General features: G+C 74.0%; 23 protein-coding genes and 1 riboswitch. Of the genes, 8 read left to right on the forward strand and 15 right to left on the reverse strand.

Annotated elements, in window-relative coordinates; genetic code table 11:
* Positions 1-46 precede the first annotated feature (46 nt).
* From murD to rsmH, 7 genes are read right to left on the reverse strand one after another with little or no spacing between them, the layout of a single operon-like run.
* Entirely contained in the window at positions 47-1,471 is a 1,425-nt protein-coding gene (murD, locus tag ACTFAP_RS05300; RefSeq protein WP_495683631.1) for a UDP-N-acetylmuramoyl-L-alanine--D-glutamate ligase, read from the reverse strand.
* Positions 1,453-2,517 carry a phospho-N-acetylmuramoyl-pentapeptide-transferase gene (gene mraY / locus ACTFAP_RS05305; RefSeq protein ID WP_200367900.1) on the reverse strand — a complete coding sequence of 355 codons (1,065 nt, stop codon included), beginning with the start codon at positions 2,515-2,517 and terminating at the stop codon, positions 1,453-1,455. Before mraY ends, murD begins: the two co-directional genes overlap by 19 nt.
* The gene (locus tag ACTFAP_RS05310) at positions 2,514-3,953 is read right to left on the reverse strand and encodes a UDP-N-acetylmuramoyl-tripeptide--D-alanyl-D-alanine ligase (RefSeq protein ID WP_500468345.1); all 1,440 of its coding nucleotides are present in this window, start codon (positions 3,951-3,953) and stop codon (positions 2,514-2,516) included. The genes mraY and ACTFAP_RS05310 overlap by 4 nt, the downstream gene beginning before the upstream one ends.
* Positions 3,950-5,653, reverse strand: a complete 1,704-nt coding sequence (locus ACTFAP_RS05315; RefSeq protein WP_500468346.1) for a UDP-N-acetylmuramoyl-L-alanyl-D-glutamate--2,6-diaminopimelate ligase — start codon at positions 5,651-5,653, stop codon at positions 3,950-3,952. The genes ACTFAP_RS05310 and ACTFAP_RS05315 overlap by 4 nt, the downstream gene beginning before the upstream one ends.
* A gap of 20 nt (positions 5,654-5,673) precedes the next feature.
* Positions 5,674-7,584 carry a peptidoglycan D,D-transpeptidase FtsI family protein gene (locus tag ACTFAP_RS05320; RefSeq protein ID WP_500468347.1) on the reverse strand — a complete coding sequence of 637 codons (1,911 nt, stop codon included), beginning with the start codon at positions 7,582-7,584 and terminating at the stop codon, positions 5,674-5,676.
* Positions 7,581-8,186, reverse strand: a complete 606-nt coding sequence (gene ftsL / locus ACTFAP_RS05325; RefSeq protein ID WP_495683635.1) for a cell division protein FtsL — start codon at positions 8,184-8,186, stop codon at positions 7,581-7,583. Before ftsL ends, ACTFAP_RS05320 begins: the two co-directional genes overlap by 4 nt.
* The gene (gene rsmH / locus ACTFAP_RS05330; protein ID WP_495683636.1) at positions 8,183-9,160 is read right to left on the reverse strand and encodes a 16S rRNA (cytosine(1402)-N(4))-methyltransferase RsmH; all 978 of its coding nucleotides are present in this window, start codon (positions 9,158-9,160) and stop codon (positions 8,183-8,185) included. Before rsmH ends, ftsL begins: the two co-directional genes overlap by 4 nt.
* Positions 9,161-9,420: 260 nt before the next feature.
* On the opposite strand from rsmH, the gene ACTFAP_RS05335 reads away from it, so the two are divergent.
* The 4 genes from ACTFAP_RS05335 (at position 9,421) to ACTFAP_RS05350 (ending at position 14,827) form a co-directional block, all read left to right on the forward strand.
* Positions 9,421-9,936, forward strand: a complete 516-nt coding sequence (locus ACTFAP_RS05335; protein WP_043177952.1) for a beta-class carbonic anhydrase — start codon at positions 9,421-9,423, stop codon at positions 9,934-9,936.
* Positions 9,937-10,071: 135 nt separating this feature from the next.
* Positions 10,072-11,064 carry an AAA family ATPase gene (locus tag ACTFAP_RS05340; RefSeq protein ID WP_390124952.1) on the forward strand — a complete coding sequence of 331 codons (993 nt, stop codon included), beginning with the start codon at positions 10,072-10,074 and terminating at the stop codon, positions 11,062-11,064.
* Positions 11,064-12,395, forward strand: coding sequence for a DUF58 domain-containing protein (locus tag ACTFAP_RS05345; protein WP_495683637.1), 1,332 nt, complete (start codon positions 11,064-11,066; stop codon positions 12,393-12,395). The genes ACTFAP_RS05340 and ACTFAP_RS05345 overlap by 1 nt, the downstream gene beginning before the upstream one ends.
* Positions 12,396-12,400: 5 nt before the next feature.
* Positions 12,401-14,827 (forward strand): transglutaminaseTgpA domain-containing protein, encoded by a 2,427-nt coding sequence (locus ACTFAP_RS05350; protein ID WP_495684893.1) that lies wholly within the window; start codon positions 12,401-12,403, stop codon positions 14,825-14,827.
* 112 nt (positions 14,828-14,939) lie between these two features.
* Here the strand turns inward: ACTFAP_RS05350 and ACTFAP_RS05355 are convergent, their stop codons facing one another.
* The 3 genes from ACTFAP_RS05355 to ACTFAP_RS05365 form a co-directional block, all read right to left on the reverse strand.
* Positions 14,940-15,335: an SCO2097 family morphological protein gene (locus tag ACTFAP_RS05355; protein WP_046723065.1), complete on the reverse strand. Its 396-nt coding sequence runs from the start codon at positions 15,333-15,335 to the stop codon at positions 14,940-14,942.
* A gap of 204 nt (positions 15,336-15,539) precedes the next feature.
* Positions 15,540-16,355 carry a methyltransferase gene (locus tag ACTFAP_RS05360; RefSeq protein WP_234306910.1) on the reverse strand — a complete coding sequence of 272 codons (816 nt, stop codon included), beginning with the start codon at positions 16,353-16,355 and terminating at the stop codon, positions 15,540-15,542.
* A gap of 94 nt (positions 16,356-16,449) precedes the next feature.
* Positions 16,450-16,917 carry an SAV_6107 family HEPN domain-containing protein gene (locus tag ACTFAP_RS05365; RefSeq protein WP_390124942.1) on the reverse strand — a complete coding sequence of 156 codons (468 nt, stop codon included), beginning with the start codon at positions 16,915-16,917 and terminating at the stop codon, positions 16,450-16,452.
* Positions 16,918-17,087: 170 nt separating this feature from the next.
* Between ACTFAP_RS05365 and ACTFAP_RS05370 the strand changes: the two genes are divergently transcribed.
* Positions 17,088-17,705, forward strand: a complete 618-nt coding sequence (locus ACTFAP_RS05370; protein ID WP_495683639.1) for a TetR family transcriptional regulator — start codon at positions 17,088-17,090, stop codon at positions 17,703-17,705.
* 286 nt (positions 17,706-17,991) lie between these two features.
* The gene (locus ACTFAP_RS05375) at positions 17,992-19,419 is read left to right on the forward strand and encodes a phytoene desaturase family protein (RefSeq protein ID WP_500468348.1); all 1,428 of its coding nucleotides are present in this window, start codon (positions 17,992-17,994) and stop codon (positions 19,417-19,419) included.
* A gap of 40 nt (positions 19,420-19,459) precedes the next feature.
* On the opposite strand, the gene ACTFAP_RS05380 is transcribed toward ACTFAP_RS05375, so the two are convergent.
* From ACTFAP_RS05380 to ACTFAP_RS05400, 5 genes are all read right to left on the reverse strand, one after another.
* Entirely contained in the window at positions 19,460-20,419 is a 960-nt protein-coding gene (locus tag ACTFAP_RS05380; protein ID WP_500468349.1) for a hypothetical protein, read from the reverse strand.
* Positions 20,420-20,441: 22 nt separating this feature from the next.
* The gene (gene metF / locus ACTFAP_RS05385) at positions 20,442-21,380 is read right to left on the reverse strand and encodes a methylenetetrahydrofolate reductase [NAD(P)H] (protein ID WP_390124930.1); all 939 of its coding nucleotides are present in this window, start codon (positions 21,378-21,380) and stop codon (positions 20,442-20,444) included.
* A 67-nt stretch (positions 21,381-21,447) separates the two neighbouring features.
* A complete protein-coding gene (gene thiE, locus ACTFAP_RS05390; RefSeq protein ID WP_390124927.1) occupies positions 21,448-22,083 on the reverse strand; it encodes a thiamine phosphate synthase in 636 nt (211 codons plus the stop codon).
* Positions 22,084-22,218: 135 nt separating this feature from the next.
* Positions 22,219-22,584 carry an Rv2175c family DNA-binding protein gene (locus tag ACTFAP_RS05395; protein WP_390124924.1) on the reverse strand — a complete coding sequence of 122 codons (366 nt, stop codon included), beginning with the start codon at positions 22,582-22,584 and terminating at the stop codon, positions 22,219-22,221.
* Between the two features lie 91 nt (positions 22,585-22,675).
* Positions 22,676-23,899 carry an NAD(P)/FAD-dependent oxidoreductase gene (locus ACTFAP_RS05400; protein ID WP_451751942.1) on the reverse strand — a complete coding sequence of 408 codons (1,224 nt, stop codon included), beginning with the start codon at positions 23,897-23,899 and terminating at the stop codon, positions 22,676-22,678.
* Between the two features lie 192 nt (positions 23,900-24,091).
* Positions 24,092-24,177, forward strand: a riboswitch (TPP riboswitch).
* A gap of 19 nt (positions 24,178-24,196) precedes the next feature.
* Between ACTFAP_RS05400 and thiO the strand changes: the two genes are divergently transcribed.
* Both thiO and thiS read left to right on the forward strand, forming a co-directional pair.
* Positions 24,197-25,375 carry a glycine oxidase ThiO gene (gene thiO, locus ACTFAP_RS05405; RefSeq protein ID WP_500468350.1) on the forward strand — a complete coding sequence of 393 codons (1,179 nt, stop codon included), beginning with the start codon at positions 24,197-24,199 and terminating at the stop codon, positions 25,373-25,375.
* A complete protein-coding gene (gene thiS / locus ACTFAP_RS05410) occupies positions 25,372-25,590 on the forward strand; it encodes a sulfur carrier protein ThiS (protein WP_390124915.1) in 219 nt (72 codons plus the stop codon). The genes thiO and thiS overlap by 4 nt, the downstream gene beginning before the upstream one ends.
* Positions 25,591-25,645: the final 55 nt, after the last annotated feature.

Below are 25,645 nucleotides of genomic sequence, written 5' to 3' on the forward strand. Positions count from 1 at the left end.
CTCCGTCCCCTCCTCGGTGTCCCGCCGGCGGCCGGAGGTGGCGGGGTCAGTCGGTCAGGTCCGCGACGGCCGCCGCGAACGCCTCGCCGCGCTCGTTGTAGTTGGTGAACATGTCCATCGAGGCGCAGGCCGGGGCCATCAGGACGGTGTCGCCGGGGCGGGCGAGCGCGGTGGCCTCCCGTACGGCGGCGGCCATCGCTTCAGTGTCGGTCCGGTCGAGGCCGACGACCGGGACATCCGGCGCGTGTCGCGCCAGGGCGTCGGCGATCAGCTGCCGGTCGGCGCCGATCAGTACGGCGCCGCGCAGCCGGCCGGCGGCCGTCTTGACCAGGTCGTCGAAGGTGGCGCCCTTGGCCAGGCCGCCGGCGATCCACACGATGGACTCGTAGGCGGCCAGCGAGGCCTGGGCGGCGTGGGTGTTGGTGGCCTTCGAGTCGTTCACGTAGGAGACGCCCGCCACGTCCGCGACGTGCGCGATGCGGTGCGCGTCGGGGGTGAAGGCGCGCAGCCCGTCCCGTACCGCCCTGGGTTCGACGCCGTAGGCGCGGGCCAGGGCCGCCGCCGCCAGCGCGTTGGCGATGTTGTGGGGGGCGGCCGGGGTCACATCGGTGACCTCGGCCAGCTCCTGGGCCTGCCGGTGGCGCTGGGGGACGAAGGCGCGGTCGACCAGGACGCCGTCCACCACGCCCAGCTGGGAGGGTCCCGGGGTCCCCAGGGTGAAGCCGATGGCGCGGCAGCCCTCGACCACGTCCGCCTCGCGGACCAGGTCCTCGGTGGCGGGGTCGGCCGCGTTGTAGACGCAGGCGACGGTGTTGCCCTCGTAGATCCGGCCCTTGTCGGCGGCGTAGCCGGCCATCGAGCCGTGCCAGTCGAGGTGGTCGGGGGCGAGGTTGAGCACCGCCGCGGAGTGCGGGCGCGGCGAGGGCGCCCAGTGCAGCTGGTAGCTGGAGAGTTCGACGGCGAGGACGTCGTACGGCTCGCCGGAGAGCACCACGTCGATGATCGGGGTGCCGATGTTGCCGACCGCCGCCGTGCGCAGGCCCGCCGCCGTGAGGATGGCGGCGAGCATTTGTACGGTGGTGGTCTTGCCGTTGGTGCCGGTGACGGCCAGCCACGGCGGAGCGTCGGGGCCGCGCAGCCGCCAGGCGATCTCGACGTCGCCGACGACCTCGACCCCGGCCGCCCCGGCGGCGGCGAACAGCGCGCTGTCCGGCCGCCAGCCGGGCGAGGTGACCACCAGGTCCGTGCCCTCCGGGAGGGTGGCGCCGTCGCCGAGCCGCACCGTGATGCCGGTGTGGGCCCGTTCCAGCTCGGCGGCGGCGTTGCGCTGCCGCTCGCCGTCGCCGCCGTCGACCACCGTGACGCGGGCGCCGAGGCCGGCCAGGGCGCGGGCGGCGGAGATGCCGCTCACGCCGAGTCCGGCGACGGTGATCCGCTGCCCGGAGAACTCGCTCACCAGTCCGCCACCCATCCGCCGTAGAAGACTCCGATGCCGACAATCACACAGATGCCCTGGATGATCCAGAATCGGACCACGACCAGAACCTCGCTCCACCCCTTCAGTTCGAAGTGGTGCTGGAGCGGTGCCATCTTGAACACCCGGCGTCCGGTGAGCCGGAAGGAGCCGACCTGGATCACCACGGACATGGTGATCAGGACGAACAGACCGCCCAGCAGGGCCACCAGCAGCTGGGTGCGGGAGACGATGGCCAGACCGGCCAGCGCGCCGCCCAGGGCCAGCGAGCCGGTGTCGCCCATGAAGATCTTGGCGGGCGAGGTGTTCCACCACAGGAAGCCGAACAGGGCGCCCATCATGGCGGCGGCGACCACGGCGGTGTCCAGCGGATCGCGCACCTCGTAACAGGTGGCCCCGGCGGTCAGCTCGTTGGCGCAGGTCTGGCCGTACTGCCACACACCGATGAAGACATAGGCGCCGAAGACCATCACCGAGGCACCGGTGGCCAGTCCGTCCAGGCCGTCGGTCAGGTTCACGCCGTTGGACATCGCCAGGATCATGAACAGCGCCCACAGCACGAACAGCACCGGGCCGATGGACCAGCCGAAGTCCTGGGTGAAGGACAGGTGCGTGGAGCCGGGGGTCAGTCCGCGCGAGTCGGAGAAGTTCAGCGCGAGGATCGCGAAGGCGATGCCGACGAAGAACTGGCCGAGCATCTTGGCGCCGGCCCGCAGACCGAGCGAGCGCTGCTTGACGATCTTGATGTAGTCGTCGAGGAAGCCGACCAGGCCCATCCCGGCGAACAGGAACAGCACCAGCAGCCCGGTGATGGTGGGCGCGGAGCTGGTCATGATCTTGGTCGCGGCGTACGCGATCAGGGTGGCCAGGATGAACGCGATACCGCCCATGGTGGGGGTGCCGCGCTTGCCGGCGTGGCCGCGCGGGCCGTCGTCCCGGATGAACTGGCCGTAGCCCTTGCGGGCGAGCAGCTTGATCAGGAGCGGGGTGCCGATCAGGGTGAGGAACAGCCCGATGGCACCGGAGAAGAGGATCTGCCTCATCGGGCGGCGACCTCACCAACGCCGTCGATGTCGCCGGCCAGTGCGATGGCGACCTGCTCCAGGCCCACCGACCTGGACGCCTTCACCAACACCACATCTCCCGGCCGCAACTGACCGCGCAGCAGCTCCACCGCTGCCGAAGCGTCGGACACGTGCACCGACTCCTCACCCCACGAACCCTCGTTCTTGGCGCCCATGTCCAGCCAGGCGGCCTCTTGACCGCCCACGGACACAAGCTTGCTGACGTTGAGCCGGACGGCGAGCCGTCCGACGGCGTCGTGCTCGGCGAGCGCGTCGTCCCCCAGCTCGGCCATGGCGCCGAGCACCGCCCACGTACGGCCACCCTCGGCTCCGGCGGTGCCGCCCATGGCGGCGAGTGCGCGCAGGGCGGCCCGCATGGAATCCGGGTTGGCGTTGTAGGCGTCGTTGACGATCGTCACGCCGTCCGCTCGCTCGGTGACCTCCATCCGCCACTTCGAGAGCGGGCCCGCGGCGGAAAGCGTTTGAGCGATCTCCGCAGCGGACATGCCTACCTCATGCGCAACAGCCGCAGCGGCAAGCGCGTTCGACACATGGTGCTCACCGTACAACCGCATCGTCACGTCGGCGTACCCGGTGGGGGTCTTGAGGCGGAACGCGGGGCGTCCCTGAGGGGTCAGATGGACGTCTTCGGCGCGGATGTCCGCCTCTTCGGCCTCCCCGAAGAACACGGTACGGGCGCGGGTGCGCCCGCTCATCGCGCGCACCAGGGGGTCGTCGGCGTTGAGAATCGCCACCCCGCCCTCCTCGGCCGGCGGCAGCCCCTCGACGATCTCGCCCTTGGCCAGCGCGATCGCCTCCCGGCTGCCGAACTCGCCCAGGTGGGCGGTGCCCACGTTCAGCACCATGCCGATGGTGGGCGGGGCCAGCGTCGTGAGATAGCGGATGTGGCCGATCCCGCGGGCGCCCATCTCCAGCAGGAGATGACGGGTTTCGCCGGTCAGGCGCAGCGCGGTCAGCGGCAGGCCGATCTCGTTGTTGAACGATTCGGCGGTGTAGACCGTGGGCCCCACGCGCTCCAGCAGCTGGGCGGTGAGGTCCTTGGTACTCGTCTTGCCGGAGGAGCCGGTGAGGGCGATGACCGGGGTGCCGAGCCGGCGCACCGTGTGCTGGGCGAGGGCACCCAGCGCTTCGGTGACGTCGTCGACCACGATCGTGGGCACCCCGGCGCCGAGGCGGCGGGTGGCCAGGACGACGGCCGCGCCGGCGGCGACCGCCCGGTCGGCGAAGTCGTGGCCGTCGACGCGGTCGCCCGGCAGGGCGGCGAACAGGGCGCCGGGGACGGCCTCCCTGGAGTCGATGACCACGGGCCCGGTGACGGGAGGTGGCGGCTCCGGTATGTCGTGCGGGGTGCCCCGTACGACCGTGACGAGCTCAGCAACGGGAAGAGGGATCACTTCAGTGGGCCTCGCGTGGCGTTGTGGCGTGAGGGCGGATGGGCAACCGCGGCCCGCTCGATGGCGGCGCGCAGTTCGGTTCGGTCGTCGAAGGGCCGGATGACTCCGGCGATGTCCTGGCCCAGCTCGTGGCCCTTGCCGGCCACCAGGACGGTGTCGCCGGCCTCGGCGCGGGCGACGGCCAGGGCGATGGCGGCGGCGCGGTCCTCCTCCAGGAGGACGGTGCCGCGCTCGTGAACGGGCACCTCGGCGGCGCCGGCGAGCATCGCGGCGAGGATGGCCAGCGGATCCTCGGAGCGCGGGTTGTCGGAGGTGAGCACGGCGGTGTCGGCGAGCCGGGCGAGCGCGGCGCCCATCGCGGGCCGCTTGTGCGGGTCGCGGTCGCCGCCGCAGCCCAGCACGGCGTGCACCTTGCCCTCGGTGACCTTGCGCAGGGCGTACAGCACCGATTCGACGGCGTCCGGCTTGTGCGCGTAGTCCACGACGGCGAGGTAGGGCTGCCCCGCGTCCACCCGCTCCAGGCGCCCCGGGACGCCGGGGACGGTGGCGATGCCGCCGGCGGCGGTGACGGGGTCGATGCCGGCCACGGCCAGGGCGGCGATGGCACCGAGGGTGTTGGCGACGTTGAACGGGCCGGGCAGCGGCGCGGTGGCGGGCACCCGTACCCCGCCGGGCCCGAGGGCCGTGAAGGTGGAGCCGAGCGGGCCCAGGGTGACGTCCTCGGCGCGCCAGTCGGCGTCCGGGTGGCCCTCGGCGGAGAACGTGGTGATCGGGATCTCGGCCTCGCCGGCGAGGCGGCGGCCGTACTCGTCGTCGATGTTGACGACCCCGGCCTGGGCCCTGGCCTTGGTGAACAGCTGCGCCTTGGCGGCGTAGTAGTCGGCCATGTCGGGGTGGAAGTCGAGATGCTCGGGGCTGAGGTTGTTGAAGACGGCCACGTCGAAGACGACGCCGTCCACCCGGCCCATCACCAGCGCGTGGCTGGAGACCTCCATGGCGAGCGAGGTCACCCCGCGTTCGCGCATCACGGCGAACAGTCCCTGGAGCTCGGTGGCCTCCGGGGTGGTGCGCTCGGACTTCACCCGCTGGTCCCCGATGCGGGTCTCGACCGTGCCGATCAGCCCGGTCGGCTCGCCCTCCTTGGCCACCGCGCGCAGGCCGCCTTCCACCAGATAGGCGGTGGTGGTCTTGCCGGAGGTGCCGGTGATGCCGATCTTCAGCAGCCCGGCGCCGGGCTCGCCGTAAATGGTGGCGGCCAGCTGACCCATCCGGGTGCGGGGGTCCGGGACCGTGAGGACGGGCAGCCCGGCGGCGGCGGCGCGGTCGACGCCGGTGGGATCGGTGAGCACGGCCACCGCGCCGCGGCTGGCGGCCTGGGCGCAGAAGTCGGCGCCGTGGAAGCGGGCGCCGGGCAGCGCGGCGTAGATGTCACCCGGGAGGGCGGCGCGCGAGTCGTGGGTGATGCCGGTGACGGCCGTGCCGGCGTGCGCGGCGGCGGGTTCGGCGACCCCCAGCAGCCCGGCCAGCTGCGCCAGCGGGACGGGGGAGACCCGTGCCGGGCGGGGCGGCGCCGACGGGGTGAGATCAGCGTGGGGCACGGCGGTGAGCGTACCCGGCGTGGTGGGGGTGCCGCGAAGTGAGGTGCGGCCGGATGCCGCGCCCAGCGGGGCGTTTCCTTCGCCCTCGGTGATCGTTCTCACGTGCTTGCTCTCCGCTTCGGTCAGTCGTTGGGGTCGAACGTGACGGGAAGGCCCGGAAAGTCCGTGCCGGTGGGCGGGACCTGGAGCGCCTTCAGGGAGAAGTCCATGACCTCGTTGAAGACCGGTCCGCACACCTTGCTGCCGTTGTAACTGCCTTTGGTGGGGTTCTGCACGGCGCAGTAGACCGTGATGCGGGGGTTGTCGGCGGGTGCGAAGCCCGCGAACGACGCGGTGTAGCCGGAGTAGCGGCCGGTGAGCGGATCCACCCGGTTGGAGGTACCGGTCTTGCCCGCCACCCGGTAGCCGGGGATCTGCGCGGCGCTGCCGGTGCCCTCGGGGGCGGTGACGACGGTCTCCAGTATTTCGCCGAGCGTGGCCGCCGTCTCCTCGCTGATCACCCGCTCGCGCGCGGGTTCGGGAGAGGGCTCGTAGGTGCCGTCGGGGCCGGTGTAGCCGCGGATCAGGGTGGGGGCGATGCGCTCGCCGCCGTTGGCGACGGTGGAGTACACCGAGGCGGCCTGGACGGCGTTGACGGACATGCCCTGGCCGAAGGGGATCGTGTACTGCTGGGAGTTGTTCCAGTCCCCGGGGGCGGCGAGGATGCCGGAGGTCTCGCCGGGGAAGCCGAGCCCGGTGGGCTGTCCGAAGCCGAAGCGGGTCAGGTACGAGTGCAGTACGGCATTCGCCTCGGGCTGGGTGTCGCCCAGTTCCTCGGCGGCGAGGATGGTGCCGATGTTGCTGGACCGGGCGAGCACGCCGGCCAGGGTGAGGTAGTACGTCTCGTGGTCGTGGTCGTCGGCGAAGTTGCGGTCGGCGCGCGGCAGCCGGTTGGGGACCGTGACGTGGGTGGCGGGGGTGGCGACGCCCTCCTCGAGGACGGCGGCCATGGTGGCGACCTTGAGGGTGGAGCCCGGCTCGTAGGCGTCCAGCAGGGCGGCGTTGCGCAGGACGTCGCTGCTGGTGACCGAGGAGAGGTCGTTAGGGTCGTAGCCGGGGGCGCCGGCCAGCGCGAGGATCTCGCCGGTGGTGTTGTCCTGGACCACCACGTAGCCGTCGTCGGCCCTGGACTCCTCGACCTGCCGGCTGATGGCGTTCTGCGCGGCCCACTGGATGTCGCGGTCGATGGTCAGCTCGATGTCGGTGCCCGGGACGGCGGGCTGCTCCTGCGAACCGGCGGTGGGCACCCGGCGACCGCCGGACTGGGCGTAGGTGATGGTGCCGTCCTCGCCGGCCAGCGCGGTGTTGAACTGGGCCTCGAGACCGCCGCCGCCGACACCTTCGGCGTTGACGAAGCCGAGGGTCGCCGCGGCCAGGTCACCGCCCGGGTAGACGCGCTTGGCGTTCTTCTCGGCGAAGACACCGGAGAGCACCTGGTCGCCGGTGCCCTTGGCCGCGGCCTCGCTGAGGTTGCCGCGCAGGTCCTTGATCTGCCGCCAGATCTGCGGGGTCTGCTTGCGGGCGAGCACGGCGTACCGGGAGTCCGGCTCGGACAGCAGGGCGGTCAGGGTGTCCTCGTCGCGGTCGAGGATGGGGGCGAGCAGGGCGGCGGCCTGGGCGGGGGCGTCGGGGACGCCGGTCTGTTCCTCGGTGAACAGGAAGGGGTCGGCGGTGATGTCGTACGCGTCGACGGTGGTGGCCAGCGCGGTGCCGTTGCGGTCGGTGATGTCCCCGCGCTGGGCGGCGAGCGGCACGGTGACGTAGCGGTTGACGGCGGCCTTGTCGGTGTAGGTGGCGGCGTCCACGGCCTGGACCTGGAGCAGCCGCACGGTGAAGGCCACCATGACGAGGGCGAGGCCGAGGCTGACGAGCCGCAGCCTGGGGCGCACGGTGGCGGGGCGGGGGTGGCCGCCGCGGGGGCTGCCGGGCTTCCGGGGGCGGCGGGGTGCGGGGGGCCGGGTTCCCCCGCCGCGGTTGCCGGCCGATCCGCTCACTGGTCCGTCTCCTCCTCGGGCGCCGCCGGGTCGGCGGGGTCCACCGGGTCCGTGTCCGGTGTGCCGGCCGCGGCGCCGTCCTCGCTGCCGTCCGGTCCGGCGTCCGCCGGGCCGTTCTCGTCGGTCGGGGCGGTCCCGTCCGGGGTGTCCGGGTCCTGCGGGGTGTCCGCCGGGTCCGTGCCGTCCGCACCGTCCGTGGTGTCGGACTCCTCGGGGTCCGGTGGCGGTTCCGGGGCCGGCGAGGGCTCGCCGGTCACGGTGCCGTCGCGGTCGAGGAAGGCGGGCGGGCCGGCCGGGACGAGGCCCAGCTCACGGGCGCGTTCGGAGAGCGCGCCGGGGGCCGAGAAGGCGTCCACCTCGGCCTGGAGGGCCTGCTGTTCGTCGGTGAGTTCCTGGGTGTGCCGGCGGATCTCGCTCAGTTCGAAGGAGCCCTGGTTGAGCGAGGCGTTCAGCAGCAGCAGGGCCAGCATCCCCGCGCCCAGCAGCAGGACGACCAGCAGCACGAACGGCGTACGGGCGGCGGAGCCGCGGCCCGCCGGCACCAGGCCCGTCAGCCGGGCGATGCGGGTCTGCGGGCCCGGCTCGCGCCGTTTCGGGCTCACCGCACCCGCTCCCGCACCCGCTCGGCGCCGCGCAGCCGGGCGGGTGCGGCCCGCTTGTTCTCGGCGATCTCCTCGTCGGTGGGCAGTTCGGCGCCCCGGGTGAGCAGTTTCAGCCGCGGCTGGTACTCCTCGGGGACCACGGGCAGACCGGCCGGGGCCGTACTGCGGGCGCCGTCCGCCAGCACCCGCTTGACCAGGCGGTCCTCCAGCGAGTGGTAGGAGAGCACCGCGATCCGGCCGCCGACCGCCAGGGCGTCGACGGCGGCGGGCATGGCGCGCTCCAGGACGGACAGCTCGCCGTTGACCTCGATGCGCAGCGCCTGGAAGGTGCGCTTGGCCGGGTTGCCGCCGGTGCGCTTGGCGGCCTGCGGCAGGGCGTCGCGGATGAGGGTGACCAGGCGGGCGCTGGAGGTCAGCGGCTGCTTCGCCCGTTCGGCGACGACGGCCTCGACGATCTTGCGGGCGAACTTCTCCTCGCCGTAGGCGCGCAGGATGCGGACGAGGTCACCGGGCGGATAGGTGTTCAGCACCTCGGCGGCGCTGAGCCCGGTGGTCTGGTCCATCCGCATGTCCAGCGGGGCGTCCTGGGAGTAGGCGAAGCCGCGATCGGCCTCGTCCAGTTGCATGGAGGAGACGCCCAGGTCGAACAGGACGCCGGCGACCCGTGGGGTGCCGAGCCGGGCGAGGACGGCGGGAAGTTCGTCGTACACCGCGTGCACCAGGGTGGCGCGGTCACCGTACGGGGCGAGCCGGGCGCCGGCCAGCTCCAGGGCGCGGGTGTCGCGGTCCAGGCCGATGAGGCGGACCTGCGGGAAGGCATCGAGCAGGGCCTCGCTGTGGCCGCCCAGGCCCAGGGTGCAGTCCACGACGGTGGCGCCGGGCGCGTCGAGCGCGGGGGCGAGCAGGTCGAGGCAGCGCTGGAGCATGACCGGGCGGTGCCGGGTGTGCGGGGGCCGGTCGTTGCTGGTGGTCATGCGCCTTCCGAGGTGAGCGGTGCGGTACGAAGACGGCGGCTCTGGCGGCCCGGCCCGCCTCCCGGTGCGCGTCACCTTAGTCCACACGCCTGGTGGGTCAATCATTGAGGTTCGGGGTGTGTGTTCGTGTTTCGGCCGTGCGCTTCCCGGGGTGACTCCGGTCACGCCGGGGACGGGTGTGACACGTTTCCGCTGTGACGTCCGGTCTCACGGACGGGCTCCGGTATCCGTGAGCGGGCGCCCCGTAATACCGTCGGGGCATGGCAAAATCGGTCACAGATGAATTGGTCTCAGCCAATCAGCAGTACGCCACGACGTTCACCGATCCCGGGATGGACGCCCGCCCCGTGCGGAAAGTGGCGATTGTCGCCTGCATGGACGCCCGTCTCGATCTGCACGCCGCGCTCGGCCTGGATCTGGGCGACTGTCACACGATCCGCAACGCGGGCGGCGTGGTCACCGAGGACATCATCCGCTCGCTGACCATCTCTCAGCGCGGTCTCGGCACCCGTTCCGTCGTGCTCATCCACCACACCGGCTGTGGCCTGCTGCAACTCACCGAGGAGTTCCGGCACGAGCTGGAGCTGGAGGTGGGGCAGAAGCCGAGCTGGGCGGTCGAGTCGTTCACCGATCTGGACCAGGACGTACGCCAGTCGATGGCACGCGTGCGGACCTCGCCGTTCCTCTTGCACACTGATGACGTACGCGGATTTGTGTTCGACGTGACCTCGGGTCTGCTCCGCGAGATCGACCCGCAGGACACCGCCGGCCGGTGACGGCCGGGACCGGGGGCGTGAAGAATGGCTGCCGGAGGGGGACCTCCCGGCACGTTTCCGGTGTCGTCGTATCCGGCAACGTCCGCGCCGTTCAGGGTGGGGACCGAGACAGCAGTGCGGGCCGAGGAGGGCCGGTTGACGACCTATGAGGAGCAGACGAAGCTCACCGATCTGAGCGCCACGGCGGAGCAGGTGCGCCGCGCCGTGGAGAGCGTGATCGAGGGCAAGCCGGAGGTCGTACGCATCTCCTTGACCGTGCTCCTGGCCGAGGGGCACCTGCTCCTGGAGGACGTGCCCGGGGTGGGCAAGACCATGCTGGCCAAGTCGCTGGCCCGGGCCATCGACTGCACGGTGCAGCGGGTGCAGTTCACCCCGGATCTGCTGCCCTCGGACATCACCGGGATCAGCGTCTACGACCAGCAGACCAGGGAGTTCGAGTTCAAGCCGGGCGCGGTGTTCGCCCAGATCATGATCGGCGACGAGATCAACCGCGCCTCGCCCAAGACCCAGTCGGCGCTGCTGGAGGCGATGGAGGAGCGCCAGGTCACCGCGGACGGCCGCACCTATCCGCTGCCCGACCCGTTCATGGTGATCGCCACCCAGAACCCGGTGGAGATGGAGGGCACCTATCCGCTGCCCGAGGCGCAGCGCGACCGCTTCATGGCCCGGGTCTCGGTGGGCTATCCGGACCCCGAGGCCGAGCTGCGGATGCTGCAGTCGCACGGCGGCTACTCCCCGCTGGACGCGCTCCAGCCGGTGGCGAGCGCCCAGGACGTGGTGAAGCTGATCGAGGCGGTGCGCGAGATCCATGTCTCGGACGCGGTCCGCCGGTACGCGGTGGACCTGGTGATCGCCACCCGCACCCACACCGAGCTGCGTCTTGGTGCCTCGCCGCGCGCCACCCTGCAACTGCTGCGGGCCGCCAAGGCGTCCGCCGCGCTGTGCGGGCGCGGCTACGTGCTGCCCGACGACGTGCAGGCGCTGGCCGTCCCGGTGCTGGCGCACCGGCTGCTGCCCACCGCCCAGGCACAGCTGAACCGGCGCACCTCGGAGCAGATCGTCACCGAGATCGTGCACCGTACGGCGGTGTCCTCCCCGTACGGCGCCCCGCAGCACCGGGGCTACTGATGCCCGGCGGCGACGGGGACCGGCGCGGGCCGCTGCGGGCGGCCTTCGGCGGCCTGACGACGCGCGGGCGGTCGTTCCTGGCCGCCGGCGCCGCCGCCTCGGTGTGCGCCTATCTGCTGGGTCAGCCGGATCTGCTGCGGGTCGGCGCGCTGCTCGCGGCGCTGCCGGTGGTGTGCGTCCTGGTGCTGTACCTCACCCGCAACCGGGTCTCGGCCTCGCGCCGGCTGTCCCCCGCTCGGGTGCCGGCCGGCGGCGAGTCCCGGGTGCATCTGCGGGTGGACAACTGGTTCCGGCTGCCCAGCGGTCAGCTGATGCTCCAGGACCGGGTGCCGTACGTGCTGGGGCCCCGGCCGCGGTTCGTGCTGGACCGGATCGAGCCGGGCGGGCAGCGCGAGGTCAGCTACCGGGTGCGCTCGGACCAGCGCGGGCGCTATCCGCTGGGGCCGCTGGAACTGCGGCTGGCCGACCCGTTCGGCATGGTCGAACTGCACCGCTCCTTCGACGCGTACGACGTGATGACGGTGCTGCCGCACATCGAGCAGCTGCCGGCCGTACGGCTGGGCGGCGCCTCGGGCGGGCAGGGCGAGAGCGGGCAGCGGTCCATGGCGGTGACCGGCGAGGAGGACATCATTCCCCGCGACTACCGGTACGGGGACGATCTGCGCCGGGTGCACTGGCGGTCCACCGCGCACCGGGGCACCCTCATGGTGCGCCGCGAGGAACAGCCGCCGCGCGCCCAGTGCACCGTGCTGCTGGACACCCGGCGTACGGGTTACGCCGGTTCGGGGCCGCACGCGCCCTTCGAGCGGGCGGTCTCCGGAGCCGCCTCGGTGATCTCGCACCTGGCCGAACGCGGCTACCAGGTGCGGCTGGTGACCGACACGGGTCATCTGGTGCCGGCGCCCGACCAGCACGTGGCGGACAGCGCGGAGACGATGGGCCTGATGATGGACGCCCTGGCGGTGCTGGACCACTCCCCCCTGCCCGGGCCGCTGGACCTGGTCACCGACACCCGGGCCGTCTCCGCCGCCACGTCGGATCTCGACGGTGCGCTGGCGGCGCTGGCCGGCACCGAGACCGGGCTGCTGATCGCCTTTCTCGGCGCGCCGGACGCGGCGGCGATCGCCCAGCTGGCGCGGTTGCGGCAGCGGGCGTCCGAGGGGATCGCCTTCGTGGCGGCGGGCCAGCTGGACCCGGCGGTGGAGGCCGGGGCGCTGGGGCGGTTGCGGGAGAGCGGCTGGGCCGCGCTGCCGCTGCACCCCGGGGTGCCGCTGGCGCAGGTGTGGCAGCAGGCCGACGGGGAACGAGCCGGCGCGTACAGGGGGCTGTGACGGTGTTGGAGACGAGGCCGAGGGTCGCGCTGGCCGCGTGGCTGGCCACGATGGGCTCGGCGGCGGCGCTGCTGCCGCTGGTGAAGGACAGCGGCTGGCTGGTGCAGGCCGGGCTGCTGCTGGCGGCCCAGACCGCCACCGGGATGGTGGCGCGGCGCTTCGGCGCGCCCGCCGCGCTGACGGTCGCGGCCCAGGTGCTGGTGTCGCTGCTGCTGGTGACGGTGAGCACGGTGTCCGCGTACGCGCTGGGCGGGCTGCTGCCGGGTCCCGAGGCGTTCGGCCGGTTCGGTGAGCTGCTGTCGGCGGGTGCCGAGGACATCGGGCACTACGTGGCGCCGGCCCCGATGACGGACGGCATCCGGCTGATGCTGCTGGCCGGGGTGCTGCTGATCGGGCTGCTGGTGGATGTCCTGGCGGTCACCTCGGCGAGCGCCGCGGCGGCGGGGCTGCCGCTGCTGGCGCTGTACTCGATAGCGGCCGGGGTCAACCAGGAGCAGGCCGGCTGGCTGTACTTCCTGGCCGCGGCGGCGGGCTATCTGCTGCTTCTGCTGGCCGAGGGCCAGGAGCGGCTGGGCCGCTGGGGCCGCTACTTCACCGGCCCGGGGCCGGCCCGCGGATACGGGTACGGGCAGCCGGCCGCCGCGGCGCTGCCCGCGCAGTCGGCGGGGCCCCGGCTGCGGGCCGGCCGGCGGATCGGCGCGCTGACGCTGGGCGTCGCGGTGCTGGCGCCCGTGCTGATGCCCGCCCTGGGCGAGGGCCTGCTGGACCTGGACGGCGGCGGCTCGGGCGGCGGCACCGGCGGCTCGGGCCGGATCAGCTCGGTCAACCCGGTGGTGGCGCTCCAGGACCAGCTGAACCAGCCGCAGAACCAGCAGGTGCTCACCTACCGCACCGAGGACGGCGAGCCCGCCGGCATGTATCTGCGGCTGGTGGCGCTGGACGAGTTCACCGGCACCGAGTGGAAGTCCTCGCGCTGGCTGGAGAACGAGGTGCCCGCGGCCCCGTGGCCGGTGCCCGGGCTCGGCCCCGATGTGGCCTTCCGGGACGTGACCACGGAGATAGAGGCCAGCGGCTCGTACGCGCAGACCTCGCTGCCGGTGCCCTACCCGGCGGTGTCGGTGATGACGGACGGGGCGTGGTGGTTCGACCGCGGTTCGCAGACCCTGGTCTCGGACAACGGGCGGATGACCACCCAGGGCCGGACCTGGACGGTGACGCACCGCCAGGTGCAGCCCACCGCCGAGCAGCTGGCCGGGGCGCCGCCCGCCCCCGCCAACCTCGCCTCCTACTACACCCAGGTGCCCGCCGACCTCCCGGACGTCGTCGCCGAGCTGGCGCGGGAGGTCACGGCCGGCGCTGCCGACGACCACGCGCGGGCGGTGGCGCTGCAGGACTGGTTCGCCAAGGACGGCGGCTTCCGGTACAACACCGAGGTCTCCTCGGGCAGCGGCAGCGAGGCGATCGCCGCGTTCCTGGAGGACCGCGAGGGCTTCTGCGTGCACTTCGCGTTCAGCATGGCGGCCATGGCCCGCACCCTGGGCATCCCGGCGCAGGTGGCGGTCGGCTTCACCCCGGGCGACCGGCAGGTGGACGGCTCCTACCGGGTCGGCCTGCACAACGCGCACGCCTGGCCCGAGCTGTACTTCGAGGGCGTGGGCTGGACCCGCTTCGAGCCCACCCCGGGGCAGGGCAACATCCCCGACCACACGCTTCCGGAGGCCGACCGCCCCGACCCGGCCCAGCCGGGCGAGGAGGACACGGAGACCGCGGAGCCGGAGGCCCCCGAGAACTCGCCGGCGCCCACCGACCCGGAGAGCTGCGACCCGGTGCGGGAGGCCGCCGCGTGCGAGAGCGAGGCCCCCGCCGCGGCCGGCGGCGGTTCCGGCGGCGGGCCCTCCCCGGGGCCGTGGCTGTGGGGGGCGGGCGCCGCGCTGGCGCTGCTCGCCGTGCTCGCCGTGCCACCGCTGTGGCGGGAGCGGGTGCGGGCCCGGCGGCTGGCGCCCGGCGCGGGGGCGACGGCCGCCTGGCAGGAGCTGAGCGACAGCGCCTGGGACCTGGGCGTTGGGCCGCTGGCGGCGGAGACGCCGCGGCAGACCGCCACCAGGATCACCACCGTGATCACGCTGGACGCCGCGGCCCGGGACGCCGTCCACCGGCTGGCCACCGGGGTGGAGCGGGAGCTGTACGCGCCCGCGCCGCCCGGGGCCGGTGCGCCGGGGGCGGGACCGGCGGACGAGGAGCCGGCCCGGGACGTACGGACGGCCCTGGCTGGGCTGCGGGCCGGGGTCGGGCGCGGGACCCGGTGGCGGGCACTGCTGCTGCCGCGCTCCGCCATTCGGGTGACTTACCGGATGAGTGAACAGCGGCTGCGGGCCGCCGGGCGGCTGCGTGAACGCCGCACCGCATTCCTCGGGAAAATGCGGAAAGCCTGAAAGCCCGGAAAGGGAAAGAACGGGCACGGAGAAGCCCAACGGAAGGGCCCGCCGGTTCCCGGACCGGCGGGCCCTTCCGCACCTTCACCCCCGGAATCCCGGGGATCCTCGCTCAATCGCCGCGATCATCGCGGCGGCGCTGCCAGCGCTCCTCCATACGGGTCATCATCGAACGCCGCTGCTTGTGCGGCCGCTGTCCTTTGCCACCGCCCGCGGGGGCCGCCCCCTCGCCGGGCGCGGGAGCCTTCCGCCAGCCGGTGACGGCAATGACCGCACACCCCAGCATGATCACAAAACCGACGACGCTGAGCCAGATCAGCTGGGCGACCATGCCGCCCATCAGGAGCGCGATGCCCACCAGGAATCCGGCGATCGCCTGGTACACCCGCTTGCGGGTGAACGTCCGCAGCTCACTGCCCTCAAGCGCTGTCGCGAACTTGGGATCTTCGGCGTACAGCGCTCGCTCCATTTGTTCGAGCATGCGCTGCTCGTGGTCCGAGAGCGGCACGGAGTCCTCCTACTCGCCGGCCGCGGAGGCGACCGTTTCCGACTCTTTCCAGGATAGGCAGGGAAGGCTCCCTGTGAAACCCACCCCAGTTCGCCAATTTCACCCACCCGCCGGGTGACGCGGATCCACGGGATCGGACAAGTCTTTCCCGTCCCCGACCCGGGTCATGCCGGAGGGCTGACTGCCGATAATACGGGGCGGAGATCACATTTGGCGGCCCGGCGCCTCATGGGGCAGCCGGGCGAGCAGATGCAGCTGTCCGGCGACCGCCTGGAAGGCCGGCAGCTCGGCCGCCTCGGCCTCCAGCGCCGCCAGCGCGCGCAGCGCGTCCGGCTCGGTGTCCACCAGCACTCCGGGCACCAGATCCGCGAAGATCCGCACCCCGTGCACCGCCCCCGGCTCCAGCCCCGCCTCGGTGACCAGCGCGGCCAGCTCCTGGGGCGTGTAGCGGCGCGGTACGGGGTCGGCCTCGCCCCAGCGGCCGTCCGGGTCGCCCAGCGCCCTCCTGGCCTCCGTGAAGCGCCCCGCCAGGGCCCGGGAGAGCACCGCCCCGCCCACCCCGGCCGCCAGCAGGCTCAGCGTGCCGCCGCCGGGACGCAGCGCCCCGGCCACGGCGGCCAGACCGGCGCGCGGATCGTCCACGTACTCCAGCACGCCGTGGCAGAAGACCATGTCGTAGCCGCCCGGCTCGGCGACGTCCAGCAGGCCCTGGGTGTCGCCCTGCACGCCGTGCACCCGGTCCGCCACGCCTTCCTCGGCGGCCCGCCGCTGGAGGGCGAAGAGCGCGTTGGGGCTCGGGTCGACGACGGTCACCCGGTGACCGAGCCCGGCCACGGGCACGGCGAAGCTGCCGCTGCCGCCTCCGGTGTCCAGCACGTCCAGGACCGGCCGGCCGGTCTCGGCGGCCCGCTCGGTGAGGGCACGGCGCAGCACCTCCCACACCACGCCGGTGCGCAGCACGGTGTGCGGCCCCGGGGACAGCGGTCCGCCCGCGTCCCGGGCCGGGGGGTTGGACGGCATGACGGGCGGCTCCTCGAAGTGCTGTGTACTGCTGTGCTGCCGCGTACCGCCGGTCCTGCGGGTGCGCGGCCCGCCGTACGCGGGCAGCCACAGCCTACTTCGGCGCCGGACCTCCGGGGTCCTCGGTCCGCAGCACCGGCTGCCTGATCAGCATGGACTCGACCAGCCGCAGGAAGAACCCGGCCGCCCGCCGCAGCTCGGCGGCCTCCCGCAGATCGGCGGCCCGGCGTATCCCGGCGTCTATCCGGGCCCGGCGGGCGGCGCTGGCGGCGAACAGGGTGCTCCACTCGGACAGTTCCGGGGCGATCTCCGGCAGCACCTCCCACACGCTGCGGATCCGGCTGCGGCCCCGCGCGGTCGGCTCGGGGCGGCCCCGGGCGGCGACCACGGCCGCCGCGGTGCGCAGCGCGGCGAGATGGGCGGCCACGTACGCCTCGCCCGGGTCGGGCAGCGTGGCGGCCTCGTCCAGCCCGCGCGCGGCCTGGGCGAGGAGATCGAGGGCGGCGGGCGGCGCCGGGGCGCGGCGCGGCACCCGGTGCACGTCGGCGGGGATTCCGGTCATGACGAGCCTCCAGTCGTCATTCGGCGGTGCTGATCTTCGTGTGTCGGTCCGTTCTTCGCATCTGGGCACATGCTGACGCATGCCACTGACAATCCGCGCTGAGCACTGCAAACACCTGCACATACGCCCCGCGGGCCCCAACAGCCTTGTGGTGAGGAGAGAATCGGCGCATGACACGCGCGATCAGCAACCGTCGCAACGCGACGCGGCAAAGGCTCTATGACGCGGCGGTGACGCTCATCGCCGAACAGGGCTTCTCCGCCACGACCGTGGAGGAGATCGCCGAGCGCGCGGGGGTCGCCAAGGGCACCGTCTACTACAACTTCGCCGGCAAGAGCGAGCTGTTCGAGGAAGTGCTGCGGGACGGGGTGGGCCGGCTGGCCGGCGAGCTGCACCGTGCCGACGAGGCGGCGCTGCACCGGGGGGCGGACGCGGTCGGGCGGCTGTCGGCGATAGCCCTGGCCGGGCTGGTGTTCATCGAGCGCAACCCCTCGCTCACCCGGCTGTTCACGGCCGAGCTGTGGCGTACCCACCGGGCCTGGCACGCCACCTTGCTGTCCGCCAGGCGGCAGGCGGTGGAGGTGGTGGAGCGCGTGCTGCACGAGGGGGTGAAGGGCGGCGAGCTGGACCCGGCGCTCGATGTGGAGCTGACGGCGGGCGCGTTAGTGGGGATGATCCTGGTGGGGGCCCTGGACTGGCTCTCGTTCCATCCCGAACGGCCGCTGCGCGACGTTCATCTGGCGCTGGCCCGGCTGCTGCACGGCCGGGTGCGGGCGGACGCGCCCTGAGCCGCGCAGGGGCCGCGCGTGGGAGAGCCGGGGCCCGGAGCCGCTCCGCCGCCCCGTGCCGGCGGTGCGGTCCCCGGTTCCCGCTGACCGACAGCCTGCCGTCCGGCGGCGGGCCCGCCCATCCGCTCTCGTGCTCAGGCCGGTACTCATCCGGTCTCTGAGTAGGCCGGCCCCCGGCTAGGTACCTGTGTGTCCGCCGGACCTGTGGGGCGCCCCTCCCCCGTTACCGGAGAGCCCGGGGAGACCGTCCGAACCGGCCCGCACGGCCCCGGGTAGGGTGCGGCGCATGGCGCGAGTGGTGGTGGTCGGTGCCGGTATGGGCGGCATGGCGACGGCGGCCCGGCTGGCCGTGGCGGGGCATCGGGTGACGGTGCTGGAACGCGGCGGACGGGCCGGCGGGGCGGCGGGCAGGTACGAGCGGGACGGTTTCACCTTCGACACCGGGCCCGGGCTGCTGTGGCTGCCGGCGGTGTGGCGGGACCTGTTCATCAAGACCGGCAAGCGCCCCCTGGAGGAGTGCGTCGAGCTGCGGCGGGTCGATCCGGCCGCCGAGCACCGGTTCGCGGACGGCACCCGGCTGCTGCTGCCCGGCTTCTCCCGGGGCGGGGTGGGACAGGCGCTGGACGAGGCGCTCGGCGCCGGCGCGGGAGAACGCTGGCACGCGCTGCAGGGACGGGCCCGGCAGACCTGGGAGGCCACCCGGCGGCCGCTGGTGGAGGAGCCGCTGACCTCGGCGGCCGGACGGGCGGCCCTGCTGCCCGACCCGTACCCGGCGCTGCCGCCCCGGCGCACCGGGCTGCTGCGCCGCCGGACCCCCGCCCGGGCGTCCGGGCTGCCGGCGGTGGCGGAACGGGAACTGGGCGACGCCCGGCTGACGGCCCTGCTGGCCGGCACCGTCGAGGAGTACGGCATCCGGTTCGAGCGGGCCCCCGCGTCCGCGACCGTACTGGCCTATGTGGAGCAGACGTTCGGCACCTGGTACCCGGTGGGCGGCATCGCCGCGCTGGTGGACGCGGTGCGCGAACGGTGCGCGGAGCGCGGCGTGGAGTTCGTGCACGGGACCGAGGCGCGGCGGATCCTGGAACGCGACGGGAAGGCGGCCGGGGTCGAACTGGCCGACGGCGAACGGGTCTCGGCCGACCACGTGGTGTGGAGCGCCCCGGGGCTCGGCGCCGCGCCGCGCGGAGAGAGCCGGTTCACGGTGCTGCTGGCGCTGGACGGCGCCCGCCCGCCGGGCACGGCGCACCGGCTGCTGGTGCACCCGGCGGACGGCGGGCCCGTCGTACGGGTGCTGCGGCCCGACGACGCCACGCTGTGGCCCGCCGCCGGCACCGGCCCGGCGGGGCACACGGCGGTCGTGTCGGCGCTGGCGCCGGCGCAGGGGGCCGTGGACTGGCGGGAGGCCGCCACCGTGGAGCGCTGGACGGACCGGCTGCTGACGGCGGCGGGCCTGGAGAACGTGCGGTGGCACCAGGTCCGTACCCCGCTGGACATCGAGCGGGAGACCGGCATGCCCGGCGGGGTGATCCCGGCGCCCGCCCTGGCCGGGGCGGACGGCGAACTGCTCGCCGCGCCCAACGCGGGCCGTCTGCCGGGCGCCTGGCGGGCCGGCGCCCTGGCGCACCCGGGCGGCGGGCTGGCGCACACCGGCATGTCGGGGGCGCTGGCCACCGGTCTGATCGTGGAGGGCCCCGGCTGGCGCGGCTCCTACTGACGCGCGGGGCGGGGCCGTTGTGCGCGGCCCCGCCCGGTGGTCAGTAGCGCTGCTGCTGCTCGTTGTAGTAGTACCCCTGGTCGGCCGCCGGGTCGTAGCCGCCCGGGTGCTGCTGCGGGGGGTAGGTGTCCTGCTGGGGCGGGTAGCCGTAGCCGCTGTCCTGCGCGGGTGCGGGGGCGGCGGTCTCGCGCTGCTGGGGGACCCAGACCCCGCCGGGCGGGGTCTCCTGGTAGTAGGCGTCGGCCGCGGCCGTCTGCCACTGGTCGGTGTAGTCCTGCTGCGCGTACTGCTGTTGCTGCGGATCGCCGTACGGGGCGCCGTAGGTCTCGTACGCCGCGGTCGCCCCGGCTCCGGCGTAGGGCTCGGCGTACGGCTGCTGCTGCGGGTCGCCGTAGGGCTGCTGCGCCGGGTCGTACCCGGTGCCCGCCGCGTCGTAGGACTGCTGCTGCTCGTGGTAGCCGTCCCCGTACACCGTCTCCTGGGACTGCGTTCCCGCCTGGTGCCCGGCGTACAGGTCCTGCTCCTGCGGCGCCGGTCCGCCCTGCTGGGCGGACTGCGGGTCGTAGTCCCACGCGTCGTAGCCGCCGCCGTCCGCGCCGGACTCCCCCGCTGCGGCGGGCGGCGCGGGCGGGACGGGCGGGGGCGGGCCGTCGTACCCGGCCTCGCTCTCCTCGACCGGGTCCAGCGGACGCATCTCGCCGCTCTCCTCGGCGCCTTCGCGGCGCCGGCGCTTGCTGTTGCCCGGCTGGCCGCCCAGCGCCCAGCCGGTGGAGAACCCGCGCCGGAAGGACAGCGTCACAAAGGTCTGGCCGGTGGCGAACGCGAGGGTGCCCAGCGCGATCACCGGCACGTTCGGCAGCACCACGCCGAGGACCACGGCCAGAAAGCCGGAGAAGGCCAGCAGCCGCCAGCGCAGTCTCGCCTTGTACTGGAGCAGGACCTCCCCGAGCAGCCACAGGGCCACGATTCCGAACGCGATGTAGAGGACCGCCCAGCCCATGTACGCCCCTCTCAGCTGTGCTTCAGCGCTGTTCCAGGCCCGCCCGGTGCAGACCGAGGTTCTTGTAGACGTCCAGCGTCGCCGTCGAGTGCAGCGTCGTGTTCAGGGTGACGAAGTGCAGACCGGGGATGTCCTCATCCATCAACCGTGCACACAACTCGGTGGCGAACTCGATCCCGACCGAGCGTACAGCCATCGGGTCGTCCTTGACCGCGCGGAGCCGATTCTCCAGCTCTTCGGGGAAGGAGGAGTTGCTGAGCTCCTTGAAGCGTTCGATCTGCCGCAGATTCGCGATGGGCATGATTTCCGGGATGATCGGGACATCGCATCCCGCGGCGGCCACCCGGTCACGAAGCCGCAGGTAGTCCTCGGGGTCGAAGAACATCTGGGTCAGCGCGAAGTCCGCCCCCGCCCGGCACTTGTTGATGAAATGCCGGATATCCGTCTCCCAGTCGGTGGAACGCGGATGCATCTCCGGAAATGCCGCGACCCCGACACAGAAATCGCCCGACTCCTTGATGAGACTCACGAGTTCCGCGGCGTAAGTCACACCCTCGGGGTGCCGGTTCCACTGCCCCATCGGGTCGCCGGGCGGGTCGCCGCGCAGCGCGAGCATGTTGCGGATGCCGGCGCCCGCGTACTGCCCGATGATGTTCCGCAGCTCGGACACCGAGTGGTTGACGGCCGTGAGGTGGGCGACCGGGGTGAGCGTCGTCTCGGTGGCGATCCGCTCGGTGGCCCGTACGGTGCGCTCGCGCGAGGAGCCGCCGGCGCCGTAGGTCACGGAGACGAAGGTCGGCCCCACGGCCTCGACCCGGCGGATGGCGTTCCACATGGTGCGTTCGCCCTGCTCGGTTCTGGGCGGGGTGAATTCGAAGGAGTACGAACGCTTGCCGGCGGCGAGAAGGTCGCGCACCGTGTGCGCCCGGTCATTCATCGTGGACGGAATCCCAAGGGCCATGGCCGCAGGCTACCCAGAGCGACGGAAATCTCCCATGCGTGTCCGGGTTGCGGACGGGCGTACGGCGTCACACGGCGCGCAGCCGCGCGGCCAGCGCGCTCGCCGCCGCACCGGGGTCCCCGGCCTCGGTCAGCGCCCGCACCACCACGATTCGGCGGGCCCCGGCCTCCAGCACCTGATCCAGGTTGCCGGCGTCGATGCCGCCGATGGCGAACCAGGGCCGCTCGGGGCGGCGGGCGGCCGCGTACCGCACCAGGGGCAGCCCGGGGGCGGAGCGGCCCGGTTTGGTGGGGGTGGGCCAGACGGGGCCGGTGCAGAAGTAGTCCACGCCGGGCTGGGCGAGGGCCGCGTCGACCTGGGCCTCGCTGTGGGTGGAGCGCCCGATGCGCACCCCGGTGCCGAGCAGCGCGCGGGCGGCGGGCACCGGCAGATCGCCCTGCCCGAGGTGGAGCACGTCGGCGCGGGCGGCGTGCGCGACGTCGGCGCGGTCGTTGACCGCGAGGAGCCTGCCGTGCCGCCGGCAGGCGTCGGCGAAGACCTCCAGCAGCTCCAGTTCCTCGGCGGCCTCCAGGCTCTTGTCGCGCAGCTGGACGATGTCCACGCCGCCGGCCAGGACGGCGTCCAGGAAGGCGGGCAGGTCGCCCTGGCGCTTCCTGGCGTCAGTACACAGATACAGCCGGGCGCCGGCGATGCCGTCGGTCACGGCTCTCCCCCTCGGTGGTGCTGCTTCGCGGGTCGGTGCGGTGGCGCGGCACCACGGGTGCCGCGCCACCGGTCAAGCGGTCGTACGGTCAAGCGGTCGTTCGGTGCAACGGTCGGGCGGTCGCGCGTCCGGCCGTCACACGGCCAGGGCCTGGGCCCGCCGCTTCACCTCGGTCCCGCGGTTCTCCCGCAGGGCGTCGGCGGGCGTGCCGGGCAGGCTGTCGTCGGGGGTGAAGAGCCACTCCAGCATTTCCTCGTCGGTGAAGCCGTCGTCGCGCAGCAGCGTCAGGGTGCCGACCAGGCCCTTGACGATCCTGCCCTCGCCGATGAAGGCGGACGGCACCTGGAGCACCCGGTTCTCGCCCCGGCGCACGGCGATCAGCTGCCCCTCCTTGACCAGCTGACGAACCCGGGTCACTTCCACGTCCAGCGCTTCGGCGATGTCGGGGAGGGTGAGCCAGTCGGGGACGAGAGCTTCGGTTTTCGCATCAATCTCGGTCACACCTCAAGCCTGCCACCTCCGACTGACAGGCGTCATCGGGGAGTGGCAGCGGAGGGACGGTACCGCCGTGCGGGGGGGCCGCCCCCGCCGGTCAGGCCGTCGCGTTCTTCAGGGGCACGGCGGGGTCGGCGGCCCGCACCGGATCCAGGCGGGCCCCGCGTTCGATGAGCCGGCGGCCCTGGGCCAGGTCGCGCGGCCGGTCCACGGCGCACACCGCCCGCAGCACCCCGGCGCCGTCCAGCCAGCACACCGACCAGGCCGCGCCCGGGGCGCCACCGGCGGCGGGGTCGCCCCGCCACAGCAGCGTGTCGTGCGGGCCGTGCTGCCCGGCGTACTGCACGAAGCGGCCGAACTGCTCGCTCCAGAAGTACGGCACCGGGTCGTACGCCGTGTCGGCCGTCCCGGTGACCTGGGCGGCGACCGTGGCGGGCCCGGCCAGCGCGTTGTCCCAGTGGTGCACCAGCAGCCGGCGGCCGTACCGGGCCGAGGGGAAGGACGCGCAGTCGCCGACCGCGTACACCCCGGGCAGTGAGGTGCGCAGCCGGTCGTCCGCGCGGACCGAGCCGTCGGCGGCCAGTTCGACGCCGCTGCCCTCCAGCCAGCCGGTGGCGGGGCGGGAGCCGATGCCCACCAGCACGGCGCCGGCGGGCAGCAGCTCGCCGCCGTCCAGCTCCACCTCGCCCGGCCGGACGGCCGCCACCCGGGCGCCGGTGCGCAGTTCGGCGCCGGCGTCCGCGTACCACTGGCGCATCGGTGCGGTGAGTTCCGGCGGCAGCGCGCCGGGCAGCGGGTGGCCGGCGGCCTCCAGCACGGTGACGGGGGCCCCGGCGGCGCGGGCGGCGGTGGCGACCTCGGCGCCGATCCAGCCGGCGCCGACCGCGACGAGCGGGCTGCGGGCGGTCAGCAGCGGGCGCAGCCGGGCGGCGTCGTCCAGGGTGCGCAGCACATGGACGCCGGGGGCCGCTTCGCTGCCGGGCAGGGTCAGCGCCTCGGCGCCGGTGGCGATGACGAGATGGTCGTACGGCACGGGTCCGGCGTCGGTGCGCAGCGCGCGGGCGCCGGCGTCGATTCCGGTGGCGGCGCGGCCCAGCAGGAGTTCGATGCCGAGGGTGTCGAAGTCCACATCGAGGGGCGCGCCTTCGGCCTTGCCGAGCAGCACGTCCTTGGACAGTGGCGGGCGGTCGTAGGGCCGGTGGTGCTCGGCCCCGACCACGGTGACGGTTCCGGCCCAGCCCGCTTCGCGCAGCCGCACCGCGGTCTGCGCGCCGGCGAGCCCGGCCCCGGCGATGACGACCCGCTGATCCCGTTGCTCCACGCGGCCACCCTACGCGCGCGCCGCACCGGGCCCGGCTGCCGCGCTCCACGGGGATGCCGCGTTCCGCCCGGTGCGCGGGCGCGAACACCGGCCCGCCGCCGGGACGTCCGGCACGGGGCGCGGGAAGCCGCCGGGTTCCGGGGGCTTTTCGTCCCCGGCCCCGCCCGTACTACTGTGGCGGGCGACAGAGCACACGGGAGCCCGGCGGTCCGGGCTGAGAGGGAGGCGGGCGGCCTCCGACCGTACGAACCTGATCCGGGTCATGCCGGCGAAGGGAGCAGCCGCGTGGTGAGGTCCATGCCCTCAGCGTCCGCAGGCCGTACGTCCGATGTCCTGATCATCGGCGGCGGCGTCATCGGTCTGGTCACCGCCTGGCGGGCCGCCGGGCGGGGGCTGAGCGTCGCCGTGGCCGACCCGGCGCCGGGCGGCGGCGCCGCGCGGGTGGCCGCCGGCATGCTCGCCGCCGTCACCGAACTGCACCACGGCGAGGAACCGCTCCTCGAACTCAACCTCGCCTCGGCCGCCCGCTACCCGGACTTCGCCGCCGAGCTGGAGGACGCCGCGGGCTCCGGCGTCGGCTTCCGCGCCTGCGGCACCCTGGCGGTCGCGCTGGACGCGGACGACCGTGCCCAGCTGCGCGAGGTGCACGCGCTGCACCAGCGGTGCGGGCTGAGCTCGCAGTGGCTCACCGGTCGCGAGTGCCGGCGGCTGGAGCCGATGCTGGCCCCGGGGGTGCGCGGCGGGCTGCGGGTGGACGGCGACCATCAGGTCGACCCGCGCCGGCTGGCCGCCGCGCTGCTGACCGCCTGTGAACGGGCGGGTGTCATCTTCCACGGCGAGCGGGTGCGCGAACTGACCGTCACCGGGGACCGGGCCACCGGCGCGGTCCTGGCGGACGGTACGGCGCTGTCCGCCGCCCGTACGGTGCTGGCGGCCGGCAGCCACAGCGGTGAACTGCCGGGGCTGCCACCCGGGATCGCCCCGCCGGTCCGCCCGGTCAAGGGCGAGGTGCTGCGGCTGCACATGCCGCCGGGGCCGGGGGGCACGGGCGGCGGCGCGTTCCTCTCCCGTACGGTGCGGGCCGTGGTGCGCGGCTCGGCCGTCTATCTGGTGCCGCGCGCCGACGGCGAACTCGTGGTGGGCGCCACCTCCTGCGAGCAGGGCTGGGACACCACGGTGACCGCGGGCGGCGTCTATCAGCTGCTGCGGGACGCGCACGAGCTGGTGCCCGGCATCACCGAGCTGCCGCTGCGCGAATGCCTCGCGGGGCTGCGGCCCGGCAGCCCCGACAACGCGCCGCTGCTGGGGCCCACCGCGCTGCCGGGGCTCCAGCTGGCGACCGGGCACCACCGCAACGGGGTGCTGCTCACCCCGCTGACCGGGGAGGTGCTGGCCGAGTCGCTGGTCACCGGCGAACTCCCGGCGATCGCGCGGCCCTTCAGCCCGCTGCGGTTCCCCTCGGTGGTGCCGGCATGAGCGGGACCCCGACCGTTTCCGTCAATGGCGCCCCGCGCGAGCTGGCCCCCGGTACGACCCTGGCCGACCTGGTCACCGAGCTGCTCTCCCGCGCATCGGGGGCGGGGGTCGCGGCGGCGGTCAACGAGTGCGTGGTCCCCCGGGCCCGCTGGCACGGCACCACGCTGGCGCCGGGTGACCGGGTGGAGATCCTGACCGCCGTCCAGGGAGGCTGACGACCGATGACCGACCTCACGAGCGACGCGGCGAACGACCCCGCGACCGGCGCCG

It is taken from the genome of Streptomyces sp. PH9007 (assembly GCF_059813725.1).